Source organism: Stenotrophomonas sp. YJH_SMC_37, from assembly GCF_059370035.1.
The window spans coordinates 18,887-42,144 of record NZ_JCAFTG010000021.1 but is presented as its reverse complement, the minus strand read 5'-3'; the positions used below and the strand labels follow the sequence as shown (position 1 = coordinate 42,144).

Annotated in this window: 24 protein-coding genes; all 24 read left to right on the top strand. The window is 67.1% G+C overall.

All coding sequences use genetic code 11. The features are described from left to right. Positions 1-1,087: flagellin (locus tag AC5P8J_RS19595; RefSeq protein WP_495217075.1), on the top strand; the 1,087-nt coding region annotated here is incomplete at its 5' end. Between the two features lie 441 nt (positions 1,088-1,528). Beyond that, the gene (gene fliD / locus AC5P8J_RS19590) at positions 1,529-2,947 is read left to right on the top strand and encodes a flagellar filament capping protein FliD (RefSeq protein WP_111104208.1); all 1,419 of its coding nucleotides are present in this window, start codon (positions 1,529-1,531) and stop codon (positions 2,945-2,947) included. A 128-nt stretch (positions 2,948-3,075) separates the two neighbouring features. After that, positions 3,076-3,492, top strand: coding sequence for a flagellar export chaperone FliS (gene fliS / locus AC5P8J_RS19585; RefSeq protein WP_019336597.1), 417 nt, complete (start codon positions 3,076-3,078; stop codon positions 3,490-3,492). Then, positions 3,489-3,782, top strand: a complete 294-nt coding sequence (locus AC5P8J_RS19580; protein WP_019659610.1) for a hypothetical protein — start codon at positions 3,489-3,491, stop codon at positions 3,780-3,782. The genes fliS and AC5P8J_RS19580 overlap by 4 nt, the downstream gene beginning before the upstream one ends. Then, positions 3,779-4,357, top strand: a complete 579-nt coding sequence (locus AC5P8J_RS19575) for a PilZ domain-containing protein (protein WP_494540132.1) — start codon at positions 3,779-3,781, stop codon at positions 4,355-4,357. The genes AC5P8J_RS19580 and AC5P8J_RS19575 overlap by 4 nt, the downstream gene beginning before the upstream one ends. A gap of 92 nt (positions 4,358-4,449) precedes the next feature. After that, on the top strand, positions 4,450-5,082 hold the full coding sequence (locus tag AC5P8J_RS19570; protein WP_005413261.1) for a response regulator: 633 nt from the start codon (positions 4,450-4,452) through the stop codon (positions 5,080-5,082). Between the two features lie 323 nt (positions 5,083-5,405). Further along, the gene (gene rpoN / locus AC5P8J_RS19565; protein ID WP_049395886.1) at positions 5,406-6,815 is read left to right on the top strand and encodes an RNA polymerase factor sigma-54; all 1,410 of its coding nucleotides are present in this window, start codon (positions 5,406-5,408) and stop codon (positions 6,813-6,815) included. A 14-nt stretch (positions 6,816-6,829) separates the two neighbouring features. Then, complete coding sequence (locus AC5P8J_RS19560; RefSeq protein WP_005409556.1) at positions 6,830-7,207, top strand: response regulator; 378 nt, start codon at positions 6,830-6,832, stop codon at positions 7,205-7,207. Further along, positions 7,204-8,709 carry a sigma-54 dependent transcriptional regulator gene (locus AC5P8J_RS19555; protein WP_494540131.1) on the top strand — a complete coding sequence of 502 codons (1,506 nt, stop codon included), beginning with the start codon at positions 7,204-7,206 and terminating at the stop codon, positions 8,707-8,709. Before AC5P8J_RS19560 ends, AC5P8J_RS19555 begins: the two co-directional genes overlap by 4 nt. 889 nt (positions 8,710-9,598) lie before the next feature. After that, complete coding sequence (fliE, locus tag AC5P8J_RS19550) at positions 9,599-9,964, top strand: flagellar hook-basal body complex protein FliE (protein ID WP_005409552.1); 366 nt, start codon at positions 9,599-9,601, stop codon at positions 9,962-9,964. A gap of 13 nt (positions 9,965-9,977) precedes the next feature. Further along, positions 9,978-11,624, top strand: a complete 1,647-nt coding sequence (fliF, locus tag AC5P8J_RS19545) for a flagellar basal-body MS-ring/collar protein FliF (protein ID WP_021203865.1) — start codon at positions 9,978-9,980, stop codon at positions 11,622-11,624. A gap of 7 nt (positions 11,625-11,631) precedes the next feature. Continuing rightward, positions 11,632-12,618, top strand: coding sequence for a flagellar motor switch protein FliG (gene fliG, locus AC5P8J_RS19540; RefSeq protein WP_024958226.1), 987 nt, complete (start codon positions 11,632-11,634; stop codon positions 12,616-12,618). Further along, positions 12,615-13,256 carry a FliH/SctL family protein gene (locus AC5P8J_RS19535; protein ID WP_019659606.1) on the top strand — a complete coding sequence of 214 codons (642 nt, stop codon included), beginning with the start codon at positions 12,615-12,617 and terminating at the stop codon, positions 13,254-13,256. The genes fliG and AC5P8J_RS19535 overlap by 4 nt, the downstream gene beginning before the upstream one ends. Continuing rightward, positions 13,253-14,638: a FliI/YscN family ATPase gene (locus AC5P8J_RS19530; RefSeq protein ID WP_005413257.1), complete on the top strand. Its 1,386-nt coding sequence runs from the start codon at positions 13,253-13,255 to the stop codon at positions 14,636-14,638. The genes AC5P8J_RS19535 and AC5P8J_RS19530 overlap by 4 nt, the downstream gene beginning before the upstream one ends. Positions 14,639-14,641: 3 nt before the next feature. Continuing rightward, a complete protein-coding gene (gene fliJ / locus AC5P8J_RS19525) occupies positions 14,642-15,109 on the top strand; it encodes a flagellar export protein FliJ (protein WP_021203862.1) in 468 nt (155 codons plus the stop codon). Next, positions 15,109-16,254 (top strand): flagellar hook-length control protein FliK, encoded by a 1,146-nt coding sequence (locus AC5P8J_RS19520; RefSeq protein ID WP_494540130.1) that lies wholly within the window; start codon positions 15,109-15,111, stop codon positions 16,252-16,254. The genes fliJ and AC5P8J_RS19520 overlap by 1 nt, the downstream gene beginning before the upstream one ends. A gap of 192 nt (positions 16,255-16,446) precedes the next feature. Continuing rightward, complete coding sequence (locus AC5P8J_RS19515) at positions 16,447-16,962, top strand: flagellar basal body-associated FliL family protein (protein WP_019659602.1); 516 nt, start codon at positions 16,447-16,449, stop codon at positions 16,960-16,962. Between the two features lie 10 nt (positions 16,963-16,972). Next, positions 16,973-17,977, top strand: coding sequence for a flagellar motor switch protein FliM (gene fliM, locus AC5P8J_RS19510; RefSeq protein ID WP_021203860.1), 1,005 nt, complete (start codon positions 16,973-16,975; stop codon positions 17,975-17,977). Then, positions 17,974-18,309: a flagellar motor switch protein FliN gene (gene fliN, locus AC5P8J_RS19505; RefSeq protein WP_005409543.1), complete on the top strand. Its 336-nt coding sequence runs from the start codon at positions 17,974-17,976 to the stop codon at positions 18,307-18,309. Before fliM ends, fliN begins: the two co-directional genes overlap by 4 nt. Further along, complete coding sequence (gene fliO / locus AC5P8J_RS19500; RefSeq protein ID WP_014037105.1) at positions 18,306-18,725, top strand: flagellar biosynthetic protein FliO; 420 nt, start codon at positions 18,306-18,308, stop codon at positions 18,723-18,725. The genes fliN and fliO overlap by 4 nt, the downstream gene beginning before the upstream one ends. Before the next feature lies 1 nt (position 18,726). Continuing rightward, entirely contained in the window at positions 18,727-19,506 is a 780-nt protein-coding gene (fliP, locus tag AC5P8J_RS19495) for a flagellar type III secretion system pore protein FliP (RefSeq protein WP_207049057.1), read from the top strand. A 60-nt stretch (positions 19,507-19,566) separates the two neighbouring features. After that, on the top strand, positions 19,567-19,836 hold the full coding sequence (locus AC5P8J_RS19490) for a flagellar biosynthetic protein FliQ (protein WP_005413254.1): 270 nt from the start codon (positions 19,567-19,569) through the stop codon (positions 19,834-19,836). Between the two features lie 13 nt (positions 19,837-19,849). Beyond that, the gene (fliR, locus tag AC5P8J_RS19485; RefSeq protein ID WP_049397365.1) at positions 19,850-20,641 is read left to right on the top strand and encodes a flagellar biosynthetic protein FliR; all 792 of its coding nucleotides are present in this window, start codon (positions 19,850-19,852) and stop codon (positions 20,639-20,641) included. 274 nt (positions 20,642-20,915) lie between these two features. Then, on the top strand, positions 20,916-23,051 hold the full coding sequence (locus AC5P8J_RS19480) for a putative bifunctional diguanylate cyclase/phosphodiesterase (protein ID WP_207049056.1): 2,136 nt from the start codon (positions 20,916-20,918) through the stop codon (positions 23,049-23,051). Positions 23,052-23,258 lie beyond the last annotated feature (207 nt).

The following is a 23,258-nucleotide window of genomic DNA, read 5'->3' as shown; positions in this document are numbered from 1 at the left end:
GTCCTCCGGTTCGCGCATCAACAGCGCCAAGGACGACGCCGCCGGCCTGGCGATCTCGGAGCGCTTCGGCACCCAGATCCGCGGCATCGACGTCGCCATCCGCAACGCCAACGATGGCATTTCGCTTGCACAGACCGCCGAGGGCTCGCTTTCGGAAATCGGCAATAACTTGCAGCGTGTCCGCGAACTGGCCGTGCAGGCAACGAACGCTACGAACTCTGACAGTGATCGTAAAGCGCTTCAGGCCGAAGTGTCACAGCTGGTCAGCGAGATCGATCGCGTTGCCAAGCAGTCGGACTTCAACGGCACCAAGCTGCTGGATGGTTCATTCTCGAGCCAGCTTTTCCAGGTGGGCGCCAACGCAGGCCAGGCAATTGCCATTGATCAGATCGTCGACGCGAAGACCTCGAGCTTGGGCCGGGCTGCATTTGCGGCTGACATCGCTGGTGCAGACGTAGCTGGTGCCGCCGCTGGCGCTGAGGTGGGTGGATTCAAGGTCAACGGCGTCACCGTCGACAAAGTGAAGTTCACGAATGCAGCGACCGATAAGGAGGTCGCAACATCTTTGGTCGCAGCCATCAATGCCAAGACCGGTGAGACTGGAGCGGTCGCAAAGGTAATCGAAACTGCGGGCGCGGCTGCTGGCGATCCGTCCACCTTCTCGATCACACTGAGCTCGATCAAGGCCGACTCCACTCTAGCGGTAGAAGCTTCAGCCACTGCGGGCTTCACTGCGACCTCGAACACCGCTACTGCCGCCGGCGCGACCGTCAACGTCGCTCAAGATCTCTCCGTAACATCTTTCAAGGATGCCTCACGGGCGATTGAGATTGTCGACAAGGCGTTGGGTTCGATCAACAACACCCGTGCAGACCTCGGCGCGATCCAGAACCGCTTCACTTCGGTCGTCGCCAACCTGCAGACCTCGACGGAAAACCTGTCGGCCTCGCGTAGTCGCATCAAGGATACCGATTTCGCCAAGGAAACCGCCGAGCTGACCCGCACCCAGATCCTGCAGCAGGCCGGCACGGCCATGCTGGCCCAGGCCAACCAGGTGCCGCAGGGCGTGCTCAGCCTGCTGCGCTGATCCACGGCAAGAAGGCGCCGCTACCGTCGAAGTGAATCGACGGTAGCGGCAACCTGGACGCCATGGTGCTCGAAGGCGCGGGCCATGCCCGGCCCGGGAAACCTCCCGAACCGGCTCGGCATCGCCCGCTCCTGCGGACCTCTCTTTCAGCGCTGTACCTTTGACTGTACGTACCGGGCGGCTTCGTCTCCCCCCGATTGTCAGTAGCCTGATCCCTCCCCTGCATTGGGGGAGGGCTTTTTGCAGACCCCCGGCAGCCTGCGGTGAATGTCCCCGCACCCTGCCCCAACCCTCCTGCAATCTGCGTGCCAGAACCTGCGCCAGACCATTGGCACGGCGCATGCATCAACGAAGTCCTCAAGACCCAGCGGCGCAGGCCGCTATTTTCGTTGACGACGGGCCGCCGCACGACGGCCAGGCCCGGATACCAGGAGAAACGACGTGGCAGACTTTGGATACGGTGGCATTGGCTCGGGGCTGGACATTTCCAGCATCGTCAACCAGCTGGTCGCAGCTGACCGCAAGCCCGCCGACAATGCGCTGAACCTGCAGCAGTCCAAGGCCAAGATGCAGCTGTCGTCGATCGGCACCGTTACGGCGGCCTTCGACAAGCTGAAGACCGCGCTGACGGCCCTCAAGGCCACGACGGCCTTCGATACCCGCACCGTCACCGCCACCGGCAAGGCCGGTCCGAACAATGCAGATGATGTGCTGACGGCGTCGGTCGCGTTGTACGACGTGGGCACGACCAAGGCAGCGGCCTCCAACGGCACGCACCAGGTGGAGGTGAAATCCCTCGCCACGGCACACAAGCTGATCGCCGATACCTCGGTGCCCAAGACCGACACCTTCGGTGCCGGAACCTTGACGCTGACCGTTGGCGTGGGCGACAAGGCCAAGACCATGAACGTGACGGTGGAGGACGGCGACACGCTGACCACCATCCGCAACAAGATCGATGCCGCCGGGCGCAAGGAAGGCGTGCAGGCCACGCTTATCAGCTCGGGCGACAACCAGTATCTGTCGATCGCCCAGGAAAAGACCGGTGCCGCCAACGCGATCAAGCTGGAGTATGCAGGCAGCGACCCGAAGCTGGGTGCACTGGTAGGCAGCCTGAAAGAAAACACGGCCGCTGCGGACGCCGAACTGACCATCGACGGCGTCAAAGTGGTCAGTGCCAGCAATACGGTGACCGATGCGGTACCGGGCCTGACCCTGAACCTGAAGGTTCCCGGCAAGAGTACCGTGGTGATCAGCACCGACACGGCCGCCGCGACCAAGGTCATGCAGGAATTCGTGACCGCCTACAACGCGGCGATCGCGGCGATCAACACGGAGACCAAGTACGACGCCAAGACCAAGGAAGCCGCCACCCTGACGGGTGACGCGCAGATGCGCGGCGCCTCCAGCCAGCTGCGTTCGATGATGTCGAGCGTGTTGAAGGAGCTCTCGGCCGACGGCCTGGATCCGAAGGTGCTGGGCCTGCAGACCCGCGGTTATCCCAACGCCGACGGCAGCCTCGTTCTCGATACCACCAAGTTTGCCGCCGCACTGGCCAGCCAGCCTGAGAAGATCCGCTCGGCCATCACCGGCGACACCGGCGGTGCTGGCACCCTGTACACCATGGTCGACGGCTATGTCAGCACCACCGTCGGCAAGGAAGGGGCGTTCGTCGCCCGCACCAAGGGCCTGAACACCACGCTGGACAACATCGACAAGCGCCGCAAGGACCTCGACACGCGCATGAAGAACGTCGAGGAACGCTACAAGAAGCAGTTCCTGGCGCTCGACAGCCTGATGGGCAAGCTGCAGCAGAGCAACACCGCACTGCAGCAGCAACTGGCACAGCTGAACCGCTAAAGGACGGCGTGCAACGCTCAAGTTTGGCGTGGTTCGCACCGATAACGGACGCAACAGCAATCAACGCCGCACCGCCGGCCACGGTCCCCACGACCACCCGACGGCACCCAGCGCAAGGAGAATCACGAATGTACGGTTCCAGCCGTCAATATGCCGAGCAGTACCGCCAGGTGGGAGTGACCAGTGCGGTTGCCGACGCCGATCCGCACAAGCTGGTGGCGATGCTGCTGGCGGGCGCGCTGGAGCGCGTACGCCGTGCCCAGGCCAGTCTTGAGCGTGGCGACCAGGCCGGAAAGGGCAAGGCGATCGGCGAAGTCTGCGCGATTGTCGGCCACCTCAACGGCTCGCTGGATCACGAAGCCGGCGGCGAGATCGCCGGCAATCTGTCGGCACTGTACGACTACGTGTTGCAGCGCCTGACCGAGGCCAACCTGCACAACGACCGTGCCGCGCTGGATGAATCGCTGCAGTTGCTGGGCGAGATCGACAGCGCCTGGAACGCGATCCCGCACGAGCAGCGCCGGCCGGCGGCGGTGGCGCCATGAGCCTGCACGAACTGCACGCCCAGCTGGATGCCTTCGAGAAGGCCCTGGGCGAAGAGTCCCTCGACCAGGCCGACAGCCTGCTCGACGGCCACGACAGCACGCTGCATGCGCTGCTCAGCCAGCCGCTGGCCGCCACCGACCACGCACCGCTGGCTGCGCTGTTCGAACGCCAGCAGAATCTGCTCGGCCTGCTGCGCCAGCGCCGCGATGCGGTGGCAGCACTGATGAATGACGGCCAGCGTTCCCTTCGCGCAGCGCATGCCTACCTGCAGGCAGAATCGCTGGCATGACCCAATTGCCGACCACGTCGCTGCACCACCCGGCTGAAAGCGAGCTGTTCGACGAGACGCTCAGCTGCGAGCTGGCCCTGCCGGCCGAGTTCCAGGCAGGCAGCGCGGCCGGTCGCACCAGCAGCGCCGAAGGCCTGCTGCGCAGCCTGGCGCTGGTTGAAGACAGCCGCGTTGACGAACATGACGACCGCAATGAGGCCAGCCTGCAGTTGCAGCGGCTGGAGGCCAAGCTGGATCTGGCGATGGTGCTGCTGGGCCGGCTGGTACGCCAGCAGGGCCAGGAACTGACGCTGCGCCCCGTGCGCTGGTCGCGCCGCGGCATCCGCCTGCAGCTGGGCCCACGCAGTGGCGCCAGCCCCGGCCAGGCCGGCGTGGTGCGCCTGCAGCCCAGCGATTGGCTGCCCGACCATATCGACCTGCCGGTGGAAGTGATCGCCGAAGCGGCGGACGGTGGCGGCGGTCACTACCTGTGGCTGCGTTTCCAGCGTCCTGGCGATGGCCTTGAGATGGCAATGGAGCGGCACTTGTTCCGCCTGCACCGCCGCCAGGTGGCCGAGGCGCGCCGCGCCCGCTGAAACCTGCCACCATCACGCTTTGCGGGCAAGCCTTGGCGCGCCCGTTCAGCTAAGTTAAGGTGGACTCCCCTACACGGATCTGTTGCGTGCCTGTGCGAGTTCTCATCGTCGACGATCACACCCTCGTCCGCGCCGGCCTGGCGCGGCTGCTGCAAGGGTTTGCCGACGTGCAGCTTGTTGCCGAGGCCAGCAACGCCGAGCAGGCACTGCAGCTGGCCCTGCAGCACGCACCGGATGTGGTGCTGATGGACCTCTCGCTGCCGGGCCGCACCGGCCTGGAAGCACTCAGCGACATCCGCCTGCGCGCGCCCGGTACCCGGGTGGTGATGATGACCATGCACGACGATGCCGCTCACGTGCGCGATGCGCTGGATCGGGGCGCGGTCGGGTTCGTGGTCAAGGATGCAGCACCGCAGGAGTTGGAACTGGCGCTGCGCGCCGCGCACGCCGGCCAGGTGTTCCTGAGCCCGCAGATCTCCGCCAAGATGCTGGCACCGATGCTGGGCCGCGAGAAGCCCACCGGCATCGCCGCGCTGTCGCCGCGCCAGCGCGAGATCCTGCGCCGCATCGGCAAGGGTGAGAGCAACAAGGAAATCGCCGCCGACCTCGGCATCAGCGTCAAGACGGTGGAGACCCATCGCGCACGCATGATGGAATCGCTCGGCTGCCGCCGCGCCAACGATCTGCTGCTGCTGGCCGCGCGCCACCAGCACGAGCTGGAGTGATTGCCTGCGAATGGGGTCAGATCCCTTTCCGCAGGAAAGGGACCTGACCCCTGCCCGGCACTGCACCGGCGACGAATTCCCGTCACCCCGACATTCCCTGACAGGAATCCGTACACCGGCCGCTGCAAAACCCGCTGCGTCGGCACGACGAATCAATGACTTGGCGGCCCGTTTCGTCAATATCCCGAGCCAATGTAGGGATAACCCCTACATCCTGTCGGGACAACCACGAATCCCCTCAGGAACCCCCCGATTCCGCCCCCGCCGGATCAAAAGCAAGATGCGTTCCACAAGGCGCCGGGGAGCGGCGCCGGGGAACCACGATGAAGGCTGCACTCTCGACCCAGCTGGGCCAACAACTTCACCTCACCCCGCAGTTGCTGCAGTCGATCCGGCTGCTGCAACTCGACGGCCTGCACCTGGAACAGGAAATCCAGCGCCTGCTGGACTCCAACCCGCTGCTCGAAATCGAAGAGGCCGAAGCGCCTGCCGCCGAAGCCACCGAGGCCAGCGCGACCACGCTGGAAACCGCCGCGTTCGACGAGTTGCCCGAGTCTTCGATGTGGGACGTGGCCGGCGCCAGCTGGCAGGACGGCGACGACGATCGCATGGCGCGCATCGCCGCCGGCGAATCGACCGACCCGCAATTGCGCGTGCTGCAGCGCCTGTCGCTGGACATGGATGACCGCGAACTGGCAGTGGCCGCGTTCTGGCTCGACCACTGCGATGAGGCCGGCTACCTGCAGGCGCCGCTGGCACAGCTGCAGCTGCTGGCCAGCGCCCAGTTCGACATCGCCGCCGCTGGCGTGGAAACCATCCGCCAGCAGCTGCTGCACGGCGAGCCGGCCGGCATGGCCGCACAGGACCTGCGCGAAGGCCTGCAGGCGCAGCTGCGCAGCCTGCACGGCGTGGTGCCGGCCCGCCATCTGGCTGCGCGCATCCTGGACGGCGCGCTCGACGCACTGGCTGCCCACGACTACCCCGCCCTCGCCCGCCAGCACGACGCCGAGATCGACGACGTGCGCGAGGCGGTGCGCCTGATCCTGTCGCTGCAGCCGCGCCCCGGCGACAGCCTGCTGCCGGAACGCAATGCCGTTGTGGTTCCGGATGTGGTCGCCTGGCACGCCGATGGCCAGTGGAAAGTGGCATTGAACCCGGCCACCAGTCGCCGCGTCTCCATCAACAGCCAGTACGAACAGGCGCTGGCAGAGACCAGTGAGGCCGCCCCGGCACTGCGCGAGATGCTGCAGGAAGCGCGCTGGTTCAGCCGCGGCCTGTCGATGCGCTACGACACCCTGCTGCGCACCGCGCGGGTGATCGTCGAGCGCCAGGCCGCCTTCCTGGTGCGGGGCGAAGAGGCCATGGCGCCGTTGACCCTGAAGGAAGTGGCCGAGGAAATCGGCATGCATGAGTCCACCGTCTCGCGCATCACCACCGGCAAGTTCCTGCAGACCCCACGCGGCACCTTCGAGCTGAAGCACTTCTTCGCCGTGCGCCTGGAGGGCGCCAGCGTCTCCGGCCAGGCGGTGAAGGCCATGGTCCGCCGCCTGATCGACGCCGAACCGGCCGGCCGCCCGCTGGCCGACGAGGCCATTGCCGGCCTGCTGTCGCGCCAGGGGGTGAACATTGCCCGCCGAACCGTCGCAAAATACCGAGAACAACTGGATATCGCCCCGGCCCGCGAACGGCGCCGGCTCAGCGCCAGGCAACCCCAGCTGGCCCGGGTGGGCTGAAAAGGATGTTGGACATGAACAAGCTCACGGTCCTGCTGGTCGATGACCACGAGGGCTTCATCAACGCGGCGATGCGCCATTTCCGCAAGATCGACTGGCTGCAGATCGTCGGCAGCGCCGGCAACGGCCTGGAAGCGATCGAGCGCTCGGAAACGCTGCGCCCGCAGGTGGTGCTGATGGATCTGGCCATGCCGGAAATGGGGGGGCTGCAGGCCACCCGCCTGATCAAGTCGCAGGACGATGCGCCGTACATCGTGATCGCCAGCCACTTCGACGACGCCGAGCACCGCGAACACGCGCTGCGCGCCGGCGCCGACAACTTTGTCAGCAAGCTGTCCTACATCCAGGAAGTCATGCCGATCCTGGAAGGCCTCAGGGAGGAACAGTCGTGAGCGAATCGCGCATCCTGGTGCTGGACAACGACGCCGTGCGCGCGGAGCGCACCGTTGCCCTGCTGGAATTCATGGACTTCAACCCGCGCTGGGTGTCCGACGCAGCCGACTTCGACCTGGGCCGACAGCGCCAGAACGACTGGATGGCGGTGATCGTCGGCAGCCTGGACGACAGCCCCGCCAGCACCGCGCTGTATCACTGGCTGGGCGGCAGCAGCCTGCCGCCGCCGGTACTGCTGGCCGACGGTGATGCCGCTGCGTTCGCGCAGCAGCATGGCCTGCACGAAGCCAACATCTGGCCGCTGGAAACCCCGCTGCGCCATGCGCAGATGGAAGCGCTGCTGCGCCGCGCCAGCCTCAAGCGCCTGGATGCCGAGCACCAGGCCGGTGCCGCGCAGGAGCAGGGACCGACCGGCAACGGCCCGGCGGTCACCGCGCTGCGCACCATGATCGAACAGGTGGCCGCGTTCGACACCACCGTGCTGGTGCTGGGCGAATCCGGCACCGGCAAGGAAGTGGTGTCGCGCGCGATCCACCAGCGTTCGCCGCGCCGTGATGGCCCGTTCGTGGCGATCAATTGCGGCGCCATTCCGCCTGACCTGCTGGAAAGCGAGCTGTTCGGCCACGAAAAGGGTGCCTTCACTGGCGCACTGACCGCGCGCAAGGGCCGTTTCGAAATGGCCGAAGGCGGCACCCTGCTGCTCGACGAGATCGGCGACATGAGCCTGCCGATGCAGGTGAAGCTGCTGCGCGTGCTGCAGGAACGCAGCTTCGAGCGCGTCGGTGGCAACCAGACCATCCGCTGCAACGTGCGCGTGGTGGCCGCGACCCACCGCGACCTGGAGACCCGCATCGCCGAGGGCAAGTTCCGCGAGGATCTGTTCTACCGCCTCAACGTGTTCCCGATCGAAGTGCCCGCGTTGCGCGAGCGCAGTGAGGACCTGCCGGCGCTGGTGGAAACCATCGCCGCGCAGCTGGCCCGCACCGGCCGTGGCGAAGTGCGCTTCACTCCCGAAGCGCTGCAGGCGCTGTCCAGCTACGAATGGCCGGGCAACGTGCGCGAGCTGACCAACCTGGTCGAGCGCCTGGCGGTGCTGCATCCGGGCGGTTCAGTACGCGTGCAGGACCTGCCGGCCCGCTACCGTGGCGATGCCGCGCTGGCAGCGGTGGCTGCACCGGCACCGGCAGCTACGGTTGCCAACGAAGAACGCCTGGACCTGCGCAGCTTCTCGTTCCACACCCCCGGCAGCGGCAACCAGCCGGCGCTGGAGCACGGCATCGCCGTCAATCGCCCGGCGGCACCGGCCGCCCTGCCCGACGAAGGCATGGACCTGCGCAACCACATGGCCAACATCGAACTGGGCCTCATCAACGAAGCACTGGAACGCACCCAGGGCGTGGTTGCCCACGCCGCCCAGCTGCTCGGCCTGCGCCGCACCACCCTGGTGGAAAAGCTGCGCAAGTACGGCATCGAACGCGAGCAGGCCGAACTGGCCGGCTGAAGCGCGCTGTCAGCATGAAGGGGGCACGAACGCCTGGGCTTGCCCAGGCGTTGGTGTTTTTGGCGCCGCTGCACGACGTCAGTAGATCCACGCCATGTGTGGATAGGGACCGTGGACGCGCGCTGACAACGCCGCGCATTTGCACAAGTTCCTACAGACAACGTTGCCGCGTTCCGGAGGATGGAGTGAGACCTTCCAACGAGGCTCCACCATGCATCGCCTCACCCTGCTCGCCGCCCTGCTCTGCCCCGGCATTGCCGCCGCCACCGGCTGCACCCTGCCCAATCCAGATGACTGAAAGCCACCCAGCCGGTCCCGCCCACTACACCCTCCTGCTGACCTGCCAGACAGACCGCCAGGGCCCTTTCATCTACACCCAGCACGACGGCCCCATCGCCCCGCGCCAGCGCCAGATTTCCGGCCGATGGACCCTGCAGCCCTAGGCCAGAAAACCGACGCCGGTTAAATGGCGCCACGACCGGAGTCAGAGCCGGTTGCGTTACAACGGGATCCGACCCCGTGCCGACCAACGGTCGGCACCCACCACCATCAGAAGCACCATCAGAAGCACCATAGGCAGCAGGTTCCAACAGATCGCGGCCACTGTCGAAGGCGGGGTGGGTCCGGTTGCGGGGGCGTGAGCGCCATGGATGGCGCGACCGAGCCTACAGGGACGTATTCACGGCGTCCCCCGCAACCGGACCCACCCCGCCACCCCACGGATAGCCCGATTTTGACGTTGATGTTGACGTCGCGTCGGCGGGTGCAGGGCGCAGCCCTGCCACCAAACACCCCCACCCTCACTTCACTGAATCGAAAACCGGTTTCGGCACGGCACTTGCACTGGCTACAGCAGACAACCCCATCCCTGTTTCTGGAACCGTTGCAGATGTCCCACTCCGTCACTTCGATCCTTTCGCAGATCCGCTCCTATCAGACCCAGATGGGACAGCCGGCGCTCAACCCGCTGGGCGAAACGCCGCGCAGCAACGCCCTGCCGGGCACGGTGCTCGATGCACCGCAGGCCCAGCCGGCCAGCTTCACCGAAACCCTGCGTGGTGCGATTGCCGGCGTCAACGATGCGCAACAGAAGTCCGGCGCCCTCGCCAAGGCCTTCGAAATGGGCGACCCCAGCGCCGACCTGGCCAAGGTGATGGTCGCCTCGCAGCAGTCCCAGATCGCCTTCCGCGCCACCGTGGAAGTTCGCAACCGTCTCGTCCAGGCTTACCAGGACGTGATGAACATGCCGCTGTAAGGAACATTGACGCATGGCACTGACGCTCTCCAAGGACAGCCTGAACGCCGAGAAGGCCGGGCAATGGTTCGACCGCCTGCAGAGTCTGCAGATCACCCGTCGGCTGGGCCTGATGGCGATGATCGCGGTGGCGGTGGCGGCAGGCCTGTCCGTGTTCTTCTGGTCGCAGAAGCCGGGCATGGTCCCGCTGTACACCGGCCTGGACCAGAAGGCGACCGCTGAAGCGACCGACCTGCTGCGCGCCGCACAGATTCCGTTCGCACTCGACCCGGCCACGGGTGGCATCACCGTGCCGGAAAAGAACCTGCACGACGCGCGCCTGAAGCTGGCCGGCTCCGGCCTGACCGACAGCGGCAAGCTCGGCTTCGAGCTGATGGAGCGCGACCCGGGCTTCGGCGTCAGCCAGTTCGTGGAAAGCGCGCGCTACCAGCATGCGCTGGAAACCGAGCTGTCGCGCACCATCAACACGCTGCGCCCGGTGCGCGATTCGCGCGTGCACCTGGCCATTCCCAAGCCCAGCGCCTTCACCCGCCAGCGAGACGTGGCCAGCGCCTCGGTGACCCTGGAACTGCGTGGCGGCCAGCAGCTGGAACGCAGCCAGGTGGACGCCATCGTGCACATGGTCGCGGCCAGCATCCCGGATCTCGCCCCGGAACGGGTGACCGTGGTTGACCAGAGCGGGCGCATGCTCAGCGTCAGCGACCCGAACAGTGAGGCGGCGGTCAACGCTGCCCAGTTCGAACAGGTGCGCCGCCAGGAAACCTCGTTCAACCAGCGCATCCGCGAGCTGCTGGAACCGATGACCGGCCCCGGCCGGGTCAACCCGGAAGTGAGCGTGGACATGGATTTCTCGGTGACCGAGGAAGCCCGTGAGCTCTACAACGGTGAACCGCAGAAGCTGCGCAGCGAGCAGATGAGCGAGAACACCACCAGCACCCCGGGCCCGCAGGGCGTGCCGGGTGCCACCAGCAACAGTCCGCCGGGCCAGCAGGCCACGCCGGCCACCGCGCAGGCCCCGACCGAAAGCAGCAAGAACGCCACCCGCAACTACGAGCTGGACCGCACCCTGCAGCACACCCGCCAGCCGGCCGGCCGCATCAAGCGCGTGTCGGTGGCGGTACTGGTGGACAACGTGCCGCGCGCCGGTGCCAACGGCAAGGTCAGCCCGCAGCCGCTGTCGGCCGCGGAACTGACCCGCGTCGAGGCGCTGGTGAAGCAGGCCGTCGGCTTCAACGCCGAGCGTGGCGACACCGTGTCGGTGATGAATGCCCCGTTCGTGCGTGACACCACGCCGGTCGAAGGGCCGGCCTGGTGGGAACTGCCATGGGTGCACGATGCCGGCCGCATGCTGCTCGGCGCGGTGGTGGTGCTGGCGTTGTTGTTCGGCGTACTGCGCCCGGCGCTGCGCGCGATCACCGGCCAGAACAGGAAGGACGACCCGCAGGCACTGGAGCCGCACACCGCGGACGTGCAGCTGGTGGATGACGATGGCATGCCGCTGCCGGCGCTGGGCGCCGACCGGGCGAGCCTGGCTGGGCCGGAGGCCCTGGCCCTGCCGGTGGATTCATATGAGGAACGACTGCGGATGGCGCGTGAAGCCGTAAAGACCGACTCCAAGCGCGTGGCCCAGGTGGTCAAGGGATGGGTGGCCAATGACTGAGGCACAACTGACCGGCGTACAGCGCGCGGCCGTGCTGCTGCTGTCCCTGGGTGAGCTGGACGCGGCCGAAGTGCTGCGCCACATGGAACCCAAGGAAGTGCAGAAGATCGGCATCGCCATGGCCACCATGACCGACATCACCCGCGAGCAGGTGGAACGGGTAATGGACCAGTTCGGCCAGGAGCTGGGCTCGAAGACCTCGCTGGGTGTGGGTTCGGACGACTACATCCGCAACATGCTGGTGCAGGCGCTGGGCAGCGAGAAGGCCGGCAACCTGATCGACCGCATCCTGCTGGGCCGCAACACCACCGGCCTGGACGCGCTGAAATGGATGGACCCGCGTGCGGTGGCCGACCTGGTGCGCAACGAGCACCCGCAGATCATCGCCATCGTGATGGCGCACCTGGAAACCGACCAGGCCGCCGACGCGCTGAAGCTGCTGCCGGACCGTACCCGCGTGGACGTGCTGCTGCGCATCGCCACCCTCGACGGCATTCCGCCGAACGCACTCAATGAACTCAACGAGATCATGGAGCGCCAGTTCGCCGGCAACCAGAACCTGAAATCGTCCAACATCGGTGGTGTGCAGTGCGCGGCCAACATCCTGAACTTCATGGACAGCGGCCAGGATCAGGCCATCCTGGGCGAGATCGCCCGCATCGATGCGCCGCTGAGCAACCGCATCCAGGACCTGATGTTCGTGTTCGACGATCTGGTCGACCTGGATGACCGCGAGATGCAGCTTGTGCTGCGCGAAGTGAGCGGCGAGCGCCTGGGCCTGGCCCTGCGCGGCGCCGACATCAAGGTGCGCGACAAGATCACCCGCAACATGTCGCAGCGCGCGGCCGAAATCCTGCTGGAAGACATGGAGGCCCGTGGCCCGGTGCGCCTGTCCGACGTGGAAGGCGCACAGCGCGAGATCCTGGCCATCGTCAAGCGCATGGCCGATGAAGGCACCGTCACCATCGGCGGCAGCGCGGAGGCCATGCTGTGAGCAACGTCGTGCGCTGGCTTGCCCCGGACCTGCTGGCCCAACCCGAACCGGTGCTGGAGCAGGAGGATGCGTTCGAACTCACCGAGCCGGACCCGGCACACGAGCCGGAGCCACCGCTGCAGCTGCCGACGCTGGAGGAAATCCAGGCAATACAGGACAGCGCCGAGAAGGAAGGCTTCCAGCACGGCCATGCTGAAGGTTACGGCCAGGGCCAGGCCGAAGTGCGTCGCCTCGCCGCGCAGATCGAAGGCATCCTCGACAACTTCAGCCGACCGCTGGTGCGGCTGGAAAACGAAGTGGTCGGCGCGCTCGGCGAGCTGGCCGTACGCATCGCCGGTGCGCTGGTCGGCCGTGCCTACGAAGCTGAGCCGGCACTGCTGGCACAGCTGGTCGGTGAGGCGATCGACGCGGTGGGTGGCAGCACCCGCGAGGTCGAAGTGCGGCTGCACCCGGACGACATCGCCGCGCTCGCCCCGCTGTTGAGCCTGCCGCCACAGCAACGCCTGGTGCCGGATACCAGTCTCAGCCGCGGCGATCTTCGCGTGCACGCCGAAGCGGTGCGCATCGACGGCACCCTGGAAGCGCGCCTGCGCGGCGCGCTGGACGCGGTGATCCGCCAGACCGGAGCCAATACATGAATCCCGATCCGCAGCCGACGCCGCCACCGGCCGACTGGGCCATGGCCCGCAACCTGCGCCTGGCCCGTCGGCTTGACGGCCTGCGCGTGGATACCGCCCATGGCCGTGGCCTGATCCGCGAAGGCGTGCTGCGCCGCGCGGTCGGACTGACCCTGGAAGCGGTCGGCTGCGAAGCGCCGCTGGGTGCCAGCTGCAAGGTGGAAGTGGTCGATGGTGGCTGGGTCGATGCCGAAGTGGTCGGCTTCGCCGGCGAGCGCACTTACCTGATGCCGAGCGCGGAACTGCACGGCCTGCTGCCCAACGCACGGGTGGTGCCGTCTGCGCGCCGTGGCGGCGTTGAAGTGGGCGAAGGGCTGCTCGGCCGCGTCATCGACAGCGATGGCGTGCCGCTGGACGGCAAGGGCCCGATCCGCGCCGAGGGCCACGTTGGCATGGCCGGCGTGTCGATCAATCCGCTGGCGCGTGAACCGATCACCCAGCCGCTGGACGTGGGCGTGCGCGCGATCAACGCGCTGCTGCCGATCGGCCGCGGCCAGCGTGTCGGCCTGTTCGCCGGCTCCGGCGTCGGCAAGTCGACGCTGCTGGGCATGATGACCCGCTATACCGCCGCCGACGTGATCGTGGTCGGCCTGATCGGTGAACGTGGACGCGAAGTCCGCGATTTCGTCGAGACCACGCTGGGCGAGGAAGGCCTGCGCCGCGCCGTGGTGGTGGCCAGTCCCGCCGACCGGCCGCCGCTGGCGCGCCTGCACGGTGCCTACCGCGCTACCGCCATCGCCGAATGGTTCCGCGACCAGGGACTGAACGTGCTGCTGCTGATGGACTCGCTGACCCGCTTTGCTCAGGCGCAGCGCGAGATCGGCCTGTCGGTCGGCGAACCGCCGACCACCCGCGGTTACCCACCGTCGGTGTTCGCCAAGCTGCCGGCACTGGTCGAACGCGCCGGCAACGGCGCCAAGGGCCGTGGCTCGATCACTGCGTTCTACACGGTGCTCACCGAAGGCGATGATCCGCAGGACCCGATCGCCGATGCGGCGCGCGCGATCCTCGACGGCCACATCCTGCTCTCGCGGCGCGTGGCCGACAGCGGTCTGTACCCGGCCATCGACGTCGAATCGTCGGTCAGCCGCGTGGTCACGGAAATCGCCGACGAACCGTGGCGCCTGCGCATCCGCAAACTGAAACGACTGGTCTCGGCGTATTCGGCCAACCGTGACCTGATCGCCATCGGCGCTTACCAGCGCGGCAACGACGCGGCCACCGACGAAGCCCTGGAACGCTGGCCGGAAATCATGGAGTTCCTCGGCCAGGACGTTGCCAAGGCCGCAGATCTCCCGCACAGCCAGGCGGCGCTGCAGCGCCTGGTGGAACAAGAGAGTTAAGCCATGAACCAGTCCAAGCGCATCGATCCCCTGCTCAAGCGGGCCCAGGAACACGAGGACGCGGTCGCCCGCGACCTGGCCGAACGCCAGCGCGTGCTCGACACCCATCTATCGCGACTGGACGAACTGCGCCGTTATGCCGAGGAGTACGCCAACGCGCAGATGGCGGCGACCAGCCCGGCGCAGCTGCTCAACCGGCGTGCATTTCTCGACCGCCTCGACAGTGCGGTCGAGCAGCAGCAGGCCACGGTCAACGGCAACCGCGAGAAGGTGGAGGCCGAGCGCGCCCGCCTGATCCTGGCCAGCCGTGACAAGGCCGTGCTGGAACAGCTGGCGGCCAGCTACCGGGCGCAGGAGAAAGTGGTCACCGACCGCCGCGACCAGCGCGAGATGGACGACATCGGTGCGCGCCGTGCGCGTCTGGTGCAGGCCGAAGACCAGGATGGCACCGAGCAGGGAGGCCGCCCGTGATGCCCGCCCCGCTCGCCAGCAGCGCCAACGCGCAGGCACAGACTGCCGGCGGCGCCGCAGCGCGCACGCCACGCAGCGAGGCCAGCAAGGATTTCAGCCAGCTGTTGCAGGGCGGCGCGCCGGACGCGCTCGCCGGCGCCGCTACGTCACCGCCCACCTCGGCACCGAAGCCGCAGACGAGCGCCGATGGAAATGGCCAGGCGCCGGAGGAACGCAGCATGGATGCGGCGGCGACGGGAAACGAGACGTCGCCCTTGCCGCCGCAAACTCCGCCTGCGGGTGATCGGGCGACGGACAAGGACACGCCGGTGGCCACCGAGGACGCGCCGTGGCCGCCGCTGGGCCTGGCCGGCCTGGTCCTGGCGATGCCGGCCTCCTCCGATCCTGCCGCCACTGCTCCTGCTGCAACGGGTGCGGGCGCGGCGCTGCCGGCCACTGCCGGACCGGGACTGCCTGCCCCGACGCCGACCCAGGCGCCGGGCGCAGCCGTCGCATCCATAACTGACAGCACGCCGCCGGCCGCCAGCGCCGGCGATGCCACGACCCTGCCACTACCGGAGACGGTCCTGCCGGGCAGCAAGCATGGCGACCGCGACAGCAACGACGTGACCGCGATCGGCGACCGTAGCGCTGCCCCATTCCTGCACGCCCCGGCCCCGGCGGCCCTGCAGGACCTCAAGGCTGCGCTCGCCACCGGCACTGCGGTCTTCAACGGCGAACCGACGCCCAGGCCCGTGTTCGGCGACGATGGTTTCGACCAGGCCGTCGGCGCGCGCCTGGGCTGGCTGGCCGACCAGAAGATCGGTCACGCCCACATCCGCCTGAGCCCGGACGACATGGGCCCGGTGGATGTGCGCCTGCAGTTGAACGGCGACAAGGTGCATGCCAGTTTCAGCAGCCCGCATGTGGACGTGCGCCAGGCACTGGAAAGCAGCCTGCCGCGCCTGCGCGAACTGCTGGGCGAACAGGGCTTCCAGCTGGCTCATGCCGATGTCGGCCACCAGGCGCCCGGTGGTGACGGCAATGCGTCGGGCCAGGCCGGTGGCGGCGGTCTGCCCGGCGACGGAGAACCGACGCCGGGCGATGGCAGCGTGTCGTCGGCGCAGCTGATCCGCCAGCGCGGATTGCTGGACGCTTACGCCTGACAGGCGTGCCAACCAAGGTTGGCACCCACCAGAGCAGTGCGGTTGGCACCTGCCAGTATCGCGTTGGTGGGTGCGGAGCTTGCTCCGCACGGCCCCACAGGCACCCCGACGGAATTCCGTCGCCCCCCGCTGCCCCGGCTCCGGCACACCCCTTGCATATCCCGGTGAAGCAACCCTCAGGAGCTTCACCCCGTGGCCGCAGCCGCTGACAAAACCAAGAAGACCGCCGAGAAGGACAAGGCCGCCAAGCCGCGCAGTCCGATCCTGATCACCGCACTGGTGGCCGTGCTGGCCGCCGCTGCCGCCGGTGGCGGCGTATGGTTCTTCACCCAGTCCAAGCACGAAGACAAGACTGCGCAGGCGCCGAAGAAGAGCGCCACCCCGGCCCCCGCGCAGTACTTCGCGCTGGACCCGGCGTTCGTGGTCAATCTCAATGGCCCGGTCGATGGTCCGCGCTACCTGCAGCTGGAAGTGCAGCTGATGACCCGTGACCCGGCTGCGCTGGAAGCGATCAAGACCCATGCACCCGCCATCCGCGCACGCCTGCTGATGCTGTTCTCGCAGGTCAGCCCGGACCAGATCGCCGATGTCGCCGGCAAGCAGAAGCTGCAGGCTGCGTCGCTGGCCGAAGTGCAGAAAGTGCTCAAGGCCGAGACCGGCAGCAATGGTGCCGACGACCTGCTGTTCACCAGCTTCGTGACCCAGTAAGGGCCCACCCATGAATGATCTGTTGTCCCAGGACGAGATCGATGCCCTGCTCCACGGCGTGGACACTGGCGCGGTCGAAACCGATCCGGAACCGCCGTCAGGCGAAGCGCGCTCGTACGACTTCGCCAGCCAGGACCGCATCATCCGCGGTCGCATGCCGACCCTGGAAATGGTCCACGAGCGTTTCGCCCGCCTGTGGCGGATCGGCCTGTTCAACCTGATCCGCCGCTCGGCCGAGCTGTCGGTGCGCGGCATCGAACTGATCAAGTTCAACGACTACATGCACTCGCTGTATGTACCGACCAACCTGAACCTGATCCGCTTCAAGCCGCTGCGCGGCACCGGCCTGATCGTGTTCGAGCCGACCCTGGTGTTCGCCATCGTCGACAACTTCTTCGGTGGCGACGGGCGCTACCCGACCCGCATCGAAGGCCGCGAGTTCACCGCCACTGAAATGCGGGTGATCCACCTGCTGCTGAAGCAGACCTTCGCCGACCTGCGCGAGGCCTGGGCGCCGGTGATGGACGTGGACTTCGAGTACATCAACTCGGAGATCAACCCGCACTTCGCCAACATCGTGACGCCACGCGAATACGTGGTGGTGTGCCGCCTGCACGTCGAACTCGATGGCGGCGGTGGCGACATCCACGTCACCCTGCCGTACTCGATGCTGGAGCCGATCCGCGAGCTGCTCGACGCCGGCATCCAGAGCGACCGCAACGATCGCGACGAAAGCTGGGGCCAGACCCTGCGTGAGCAGCTCAACATCGCCGAAGTCACCCTGTCCAGCGTACTGGCCAGCAAGCGCATGACCCTGCGCGACCTGACCCAGCTGAAGGTCGGCGACATCCTGCCGATCGAACTCAGCCCGCAGGTGCCGTTGTGCGTGGAGAACATCCCGGTGTTCACCGGCGAGTTCGGCATCGCCAACGGCATGAACGCCGTGAAGATCACCGCTACCCATCCGCCGGGCACCCGCCCGCGCGTACCCGTCATCCAGGAAGACCCGCAATGAACGATATCGACGCCCTCGAACCCACCCCGGCCCAGTTCAGCAGCCTGCAGGCCGATGAGGCGAACGGTCCTGACCTGAACCTGGACGTGATCCTGGACGTACCGGTGACTCTGTCGCTGGAAGTCGGTCGCGCGCGCCTGCCGATCCGCAACCTGCTGCAGCTCAACCAGGGCTCGGTGGTGGAACTGGAACGGGGTGCCGGCGAGTCGCTGGACGTGTTCGTCAACGGTACCCTGATCGCCCACGGCGAGGTTGTGGTGATCAACGACCGCTTCGGCGTGCGCCTGACCGACGTGGTCAGCCCGAGCGAGCGGATCCGGAGACTGCGTTGAGCCTGCTGGCCTCCACCCTGCTGGCGGTCGGCAAGACCGCCGCGCCCATCGGGCCCCAGGTCGGCCAGCATGCGGCCGCCGCACCCAGCCTGTTCGGCGCGGTGCTGGCGCTGCTGGCAGTGCTCGCGCTGGTCATCGGCCTCGGCTGGCTGCTCAAGCGCATGCCCGGCAGTGGCTTCCGCCCGGCCGAAGGCATGAAGCTGGTGGCCAGCCTGAGCGTGGGCGCCAAGGAGCGCGTGGTGGTGGTCGAGGTCAACGGCCAGCAACTGCTGCTGGGCGTCACCGCCGGCGGCATCAACACCCTGCATACCCTGCCCGAACCGCTGCCGCCGCCGGCACCGGTGCGCGTGCCGGACTTCAAGAACCTGCCGAATTTCGCCCAGTTGCTGCAGCAGCGGCTGCGCAAGGACCCCTGACATGCGTGTCACCCGTACCCGTCTTGCCACCGTGATGCCGTGGCTGCTGATGCTTGCCCTGTGCCTGTTGCCGGCACTGGCGTTCGCCGCGCCCGGCGCCCCGAACACGCCGCTGCCGGACATCAACGTGGGCAAGATCGGCGGTGCACCGGTCAGCCTGCCGCTGCAGACCTTGCTGCTGATGACGGCGATCACCCTGATCCCGTCGATGTTGCTGGTGCTGACCTCGTTCACCCGCATCATCATCGTGCTGGGCCTGCTGCGCCAGGCGCTGGGTACCGGGCAGACCCCGTCCAACCAGGTGCTGCTGGGCCTGGCCCTCTTCCTCACCGCGATGGTAATGATGCCGACCTGGGACAAGGCCTGGAGCACCGGCATGGCGCCGTACCTCAATGGCGAGATCGACTTCCAGACCGCCTGGACGCTGACCACCACGCCGTTGCGCGCCTTCATGCTGGCGCAGATCCGCGAGACCGACCTGATGACCTTCGCCGGCATCGCCGGGCACGGCACCTACGCCAGCCCCGATGCGATCCCGTTCCCGGTACTGGTCGCCTCGTTCGTCACCAGCGAGCTGAAAACCGCTTTCGAGATCGGCTTCCTGATCTTCATCCCGTTCGTGATCATCGACCTGGTCGTGGCCAGCGTGCTGATGTCGATGGGCATGATGATGCTGTCGCCGATGCTGGTGTCGGCACCGTTCAAGATTCTGCTGTTCGTGCTGGTGGATGGCTGGGTGCTGACCGTGGGTACGTTGGCAGCCAGCTTCAATCCGGCTTGATATCCCGCGCAAAGCGCAGTCGAGCATGGCTCGACTCTACAAGAGCAGATGGACCCCCGAATGTCTCCCGAACTTGCCCTGACTGAACTGCGTGGCGGCCTGATCACCGTGTTGTGGGTGGCTGGCCCGCTGCTGCTCACCGTGCTGGTGGTGGGCGTGGTGGTGGGCGTGGTGCAGGCCGCGACCCAGCTCAACGAACCGACCATCGCCTTCGTCGCCAAGGCGGCGGCACTGACCGCGGTGCTGTTCGCGCTGGGCAGCCTGCTGATCGGCCACCTGGTTGAATTCACCACGCTGCTGTTCCAGCGAATTCCGCACCTGATCGGCTAGGACACGCGCTTCGATGGACGCCGCCACCCAGATGGCTGCCGACGGCCTTCAGGCCTTCGGCATGATCGGCACCGTATTGTGGACCATGCTGCGCATCGGCGCTGTGGCCATGGCCATGCCGATGGTCGGGACCCGCGCCGTCCCGTCACGGGTGCGCGTGGTGCTGGCTGGCACCCTGGCCATCGCACTGGCCCCGCTGCTGCCCCCGGTGCCGGACTGGACCGGCTTCGACGCCGCCACGGTGCTGACCATCGCGCGCGAGCTGGCCATCGGCGTCTCCATCGGCTTCCTGCTGCGGCTGGTGTTCGAAGCCGGTGCGATGGCGGGCGAACTGATCGCGCAGGGCACCGGCCTGGCCTTCGCGCAGATGAGCGACCCGCTGCGCGGTGGTACCTCCGGCGTGATCGGACAGTGGTTCTATCTGCTGTTCGGGCTGCTGTTCTTCACCGCCAACGGCCACTTGGCGCTGATCTCGCTGCTGGTGGACAGCTATCGCGCACTGCCGATCGGCGCTCCGCTGCCGGACCCGCACGCGTTCTTCAGCATCGCCCCGACTTTCCTGCTGACCGTGCTACGCGGCGCACTGACCCTGGCGATTCCGCTGACGGTGGCGATGCTGGCAGTGAATCTGGCGTTCGGCGTGCTGGCCCGGGCCGCTCCGGCGCTGAATCCGATCCAGCTGGGCCTGCCGGTCTCGTTGCTGCTGGGTCTGTTCCTGCTGGCGCTGCTGGCCGGGGAAATGGGCCCGCCGGTACAGCGCCTGTTCGATGCCGCCTTCCAGGCTGCGGACGCGGTCACACACTGACCTGATCATCACGTTTTACTGCTTGCCATGCCTTTGTCTCTGTAGAGCCGAGCCCATGCTCGGCTGTCTTCGGCAGGAGCGGCAGCCGAGCATGGGCTCGGCTCTACGGGGCGCAATTTCACGTTTTACTGCTTGCCCTTCCCCCGGGTCTGCGCGTTAGAGTGAATGCGCGGCAACCGGGGGGATGCCGCACGTGGCCGCCGCCCTGCGTCGGCCTGCCTCATGCATGCCCCACCGTGGTTTCCGTCGACAGGCCGGTCCGGGAGACTGACGAATGCTGGTAGGCACGTACAACCCGTGGCTGGTCGCAATCTCGCTGCTGGTAGCCGTGATGGCTTCCTACACTGCACTGGCAATGGCCGGGCGCACGATTACCGCGCCCGGCAAGGCCGCGGCCTGGTGGTGGCGCCTCGGTGGTGGCTTCGCCATGGGCCTGGGCATCTGGTCGATGCACTTCATCGGCATGCTCGCCTTCGATCTGCCCATTCCGCTCGGCTACGACCTGCCGATCACCCTGCTCTCGCTGGCCTTGGCGATCGCTTCGTCGGTATTCGCACTGTGGCTGGTCTCGCTGCGTACTCTGCCGCATCCACGGCTGGCCGGCGGTGCCCTGCTGATGGGCACCGGCATCGCCGGCATGCACTACGTCGGCATGGCCGCAATGCGCATGCAGCCAGGCATCGACTACGACCCGGGCTGGCTGCTGCTATCACTGATGGTGGCGGTCGCCGCCTCGTGGACAGCCCTGTATGTTGCGTTCCGCCTGCGTGGGCAGCGCACCCGTATCGGCGACCGCTTGGCCGCGGCGGGGCTGCTCGGCCTGGCGATCGTCGGCATGCACTACACCGGCATGGCCGCTGCTCGCTTTCCGGAGGGCAGCATCTGCGGCGCAGCCGTCGGCGACGGCTTGCAGAGCGAATGGCTGGCCATGCTGGTGGTGGTGCTGTCCGTGGCGATCCTCGCGGTGGTGCTGGTGGTGTCCTGGCTGGACCAGCGGGTGGAGGCGCAGCTGCTGCGACTGCGCAACTCCATGCTGAGCACCTCGTTGACCGATGCGCAGCAGGAACTGACCCAGGCCGCACTGCATGATCCGCTCACCCGCCTGCCCAACCGCCTGCTGCTGCAGCGTCGCATCGTGCAGGCACTGGCCGAGGCCGAGCAGGGCGGCAGCCGTTTCGCCGTGATGTTCATGGACCTGGACGGCTTCAAGCAGGTCAACGATGCCTACGGCCACCAGGCCGGCGATGCACTGCTGGTGGCGGTGGCCGAGCGCACCCGCCAGCTGCTGCGGCCCAACGATATGCTGGCACGACTGGGCGGTGACGAGTTCGTGCTGGTGGTACGCATCGAACACGACGAGGACCTGCCCACCCTCGCCCGGCGCATCCTGCAGGCGGTGGGCAGCGGCCCGTTGCTGCCGGACAACGAACTGCAGGTAACCGCCAGCATCGGCGTGGCAATCTGCCCCGACCACGCTGCCAGCGAACGGCAGCTGATGGCGTTTGCCGATGCGGCGATGTACCAGGCCAAGGAATCCGGACGCAACGCCTTCGTGCTGTTCGCCGACTGGATGAATGACAGCGCCGAACAACAGTTCCGGCTGCTGGCCGACCTGCGCCGGGCCATTGGCAGCGAGCAGCTGTTCCTGCACTACCAGCCCAAGATCCGCGTGGCCACGCAGAAGGTGGCCGGTGCCGAAGCGTTGATCCGCTGGCACCATCCGGAGCATGGCCTGATTCCGCCCGATCGGTTCATCCGCCTGGCCGAGCGCAGCGGCGCGATCAACGAGATCGGGCGCTGGGCGCTGGACCAGGCCTGCCTGCAACTGCGGCGCTGGCACGATGCCGGTCACGAAGGCTGGTCGATGTCGGTGAACCTGTCGCCGGTGCAGTTCAGTTCGCCGCACCTGCTGCAGGATGTGCGCGCGATGATCGAACGCCACAACATCGCTCCGCGCCACCTGGTGCTGGAAATCACCGAAAGCACGGTGATGCGCGATACCGACACCAGCCTGCGCCTGCTGCAGGCGCTGTCGGCGCTGGGCGTAGGCATATCCATCGATGACTTCGGCACTGGCTATTCCAGCCTGCTGTACCTGAAGCGGCTGCCGGCCACCGAGATCAAGATCGACCATGCGTTCGTGCGCGACCTGGAACACAGTGCAGAGGACGTGGTGATCGTCTCGGCGATCGTGGCGCTGGGCCATGCGCTGGACATGGACATCGTCGCCGAAGGCGTGGAAACCACCGCCCAGCGCGCCTACCTGGAGCGCCTGGGCTGCGACTACCTGCAGGGCTACCTGCTCGGCCGCCCGGTCGACGCGGCGCGCTTCATGCAGCTGCACGACCTGCCGCGGCCGCGGATCGAGCTGAGCACCGGCTTCAAAGCGCCCGAAGGTGGGGGACGCTGAATCCACCTGGCGATGCAACAGGTGATGGCCTGCTGAGATGCGCTCGGCGCACCGACCTGATGGTCGGAGGGTGCGTTGGTTGTCTGCAAGAGTTCTGGACTCTTCTGCAGGAATACGAAATTCACGGTAACGTCGACGTTGCCATTTGCGTCATCCCTGGAGCGACCAGGTCGAACGCTGACGTGCCGGCAAGCCATCCAGCTTCAT

Excerpts from the sequence above, each read along its gene's own strand:
- fliS (WP_019336597.1), top strand. The coding sequence starts at position 3,076 with ATGTACGGTTCCAGCCGTCAATATGCCGAGCAGTACCGCCAGGTGGGA.
- AC5P8J_RS19580 (WP_019659610.1), top strand. The coding sequence starts at position 3,489 with ATGAGCCTGCACGAACTGCACGCCCAGCTGGATGCCTTCGAGAAGGCC.
- AC5P8J_RS19575 (WP_494540132.1), top strand. The coding sequence starts at position 3,779 with ATGACCCAATTGCCGACCACGTCGCTGCACCACCCGGCTGAAAGCGAG.
- rpoN (WP_049395886.1), top strand. The coding sequence starts at position 5,406 with ATGAAGGCTGCACTCTCGACCCAGCTGGGCCAACAACTTCACCTCACC.
- AC5P8J_RS19560 (WP_005409556.1), top strand. The coding sequence starts at position 6,830 with ATGAACAAGCTCACGGTCCTGCTGGTCGATGACCACGAGGGCTTCATC.
- fliE (WP_005409552.1), top strand. The coding sequence starts at position 9,599 with ATGTCCCACTCCGTCACTTCGATCCTTTCGCAGATCCGCTCCTATCAG.
- fliF (WP_021203865.1), top strand. The coding sequence starts at position 9,978 with ATGGCACTGACGCTCTCCAAGGACAGCCTGAACGCCGAGAAGGCCGGG.
- AC5P8J_RS19530 (WP_005413257.1), top strand. The coding sequence starts at position 13,253 with ATGAATCCCGATCCGCAGCCGACGCCGCCACCGGCCGACTGGGCCATG.
- fliJ (WP_021203862.1), top strand. The coding sequence starts at position 14,642 with ATGAACCAGTCCAAGCGCATCGATCCCCTGCTCAAGCGGGCCCAGGAA.
- AC5P8J_RS19520 (WP_494540130.1), top strand. The coding sequence starts at position 15,109 with ATGCCCGCCCCGCTCGCCAGCAGCGCCAACGCGCAGGCACAGACTGCC.
- fliM (WP_021203860.1), top strand. The coding sequence starts at position 16,973 with ATGAATGATCTGTTGTCCCAGGACGAGATCGATGCCCTGCTCCACGGC.
- fliN (WP_005409543.1), top strand. The coding sequence starts at position 17,974 with ATGAACGATATCGACGCCCTCGAACCCACCCCGGCCCAGTTCAGCAGC.
- fliP (WP_207049057.1), top strand. The coding sequence starts at position 18,727 with ATGCGTGTCACCCGTACCCGTCTTGCCACCGTGATGCCGTGGCTGCTG.
- AC5P8J_RS19490 (WP_005413254.1), top strand. The coding sequence starts at position 19,567 with ATGTCTCCCGAACTTGCCCTGACTGAACTGCGTGGCGGCCTGATCACC.
- fliR (WP_049397365.1), top strand. The coding sequence starts at position 19,850 with ATGGACGCCGCCACCCAGATGGCTGCCGACGGCCTTCAGGCCTTCGGC.
- AC5P8J_RS19480 (WP_207049056.1), top strand. The coding sequence starts at position 20,916 with ATGCTGGTAGGCACGTACAACCCGTGGCTGGTCGCAATCTCGCTGCTG.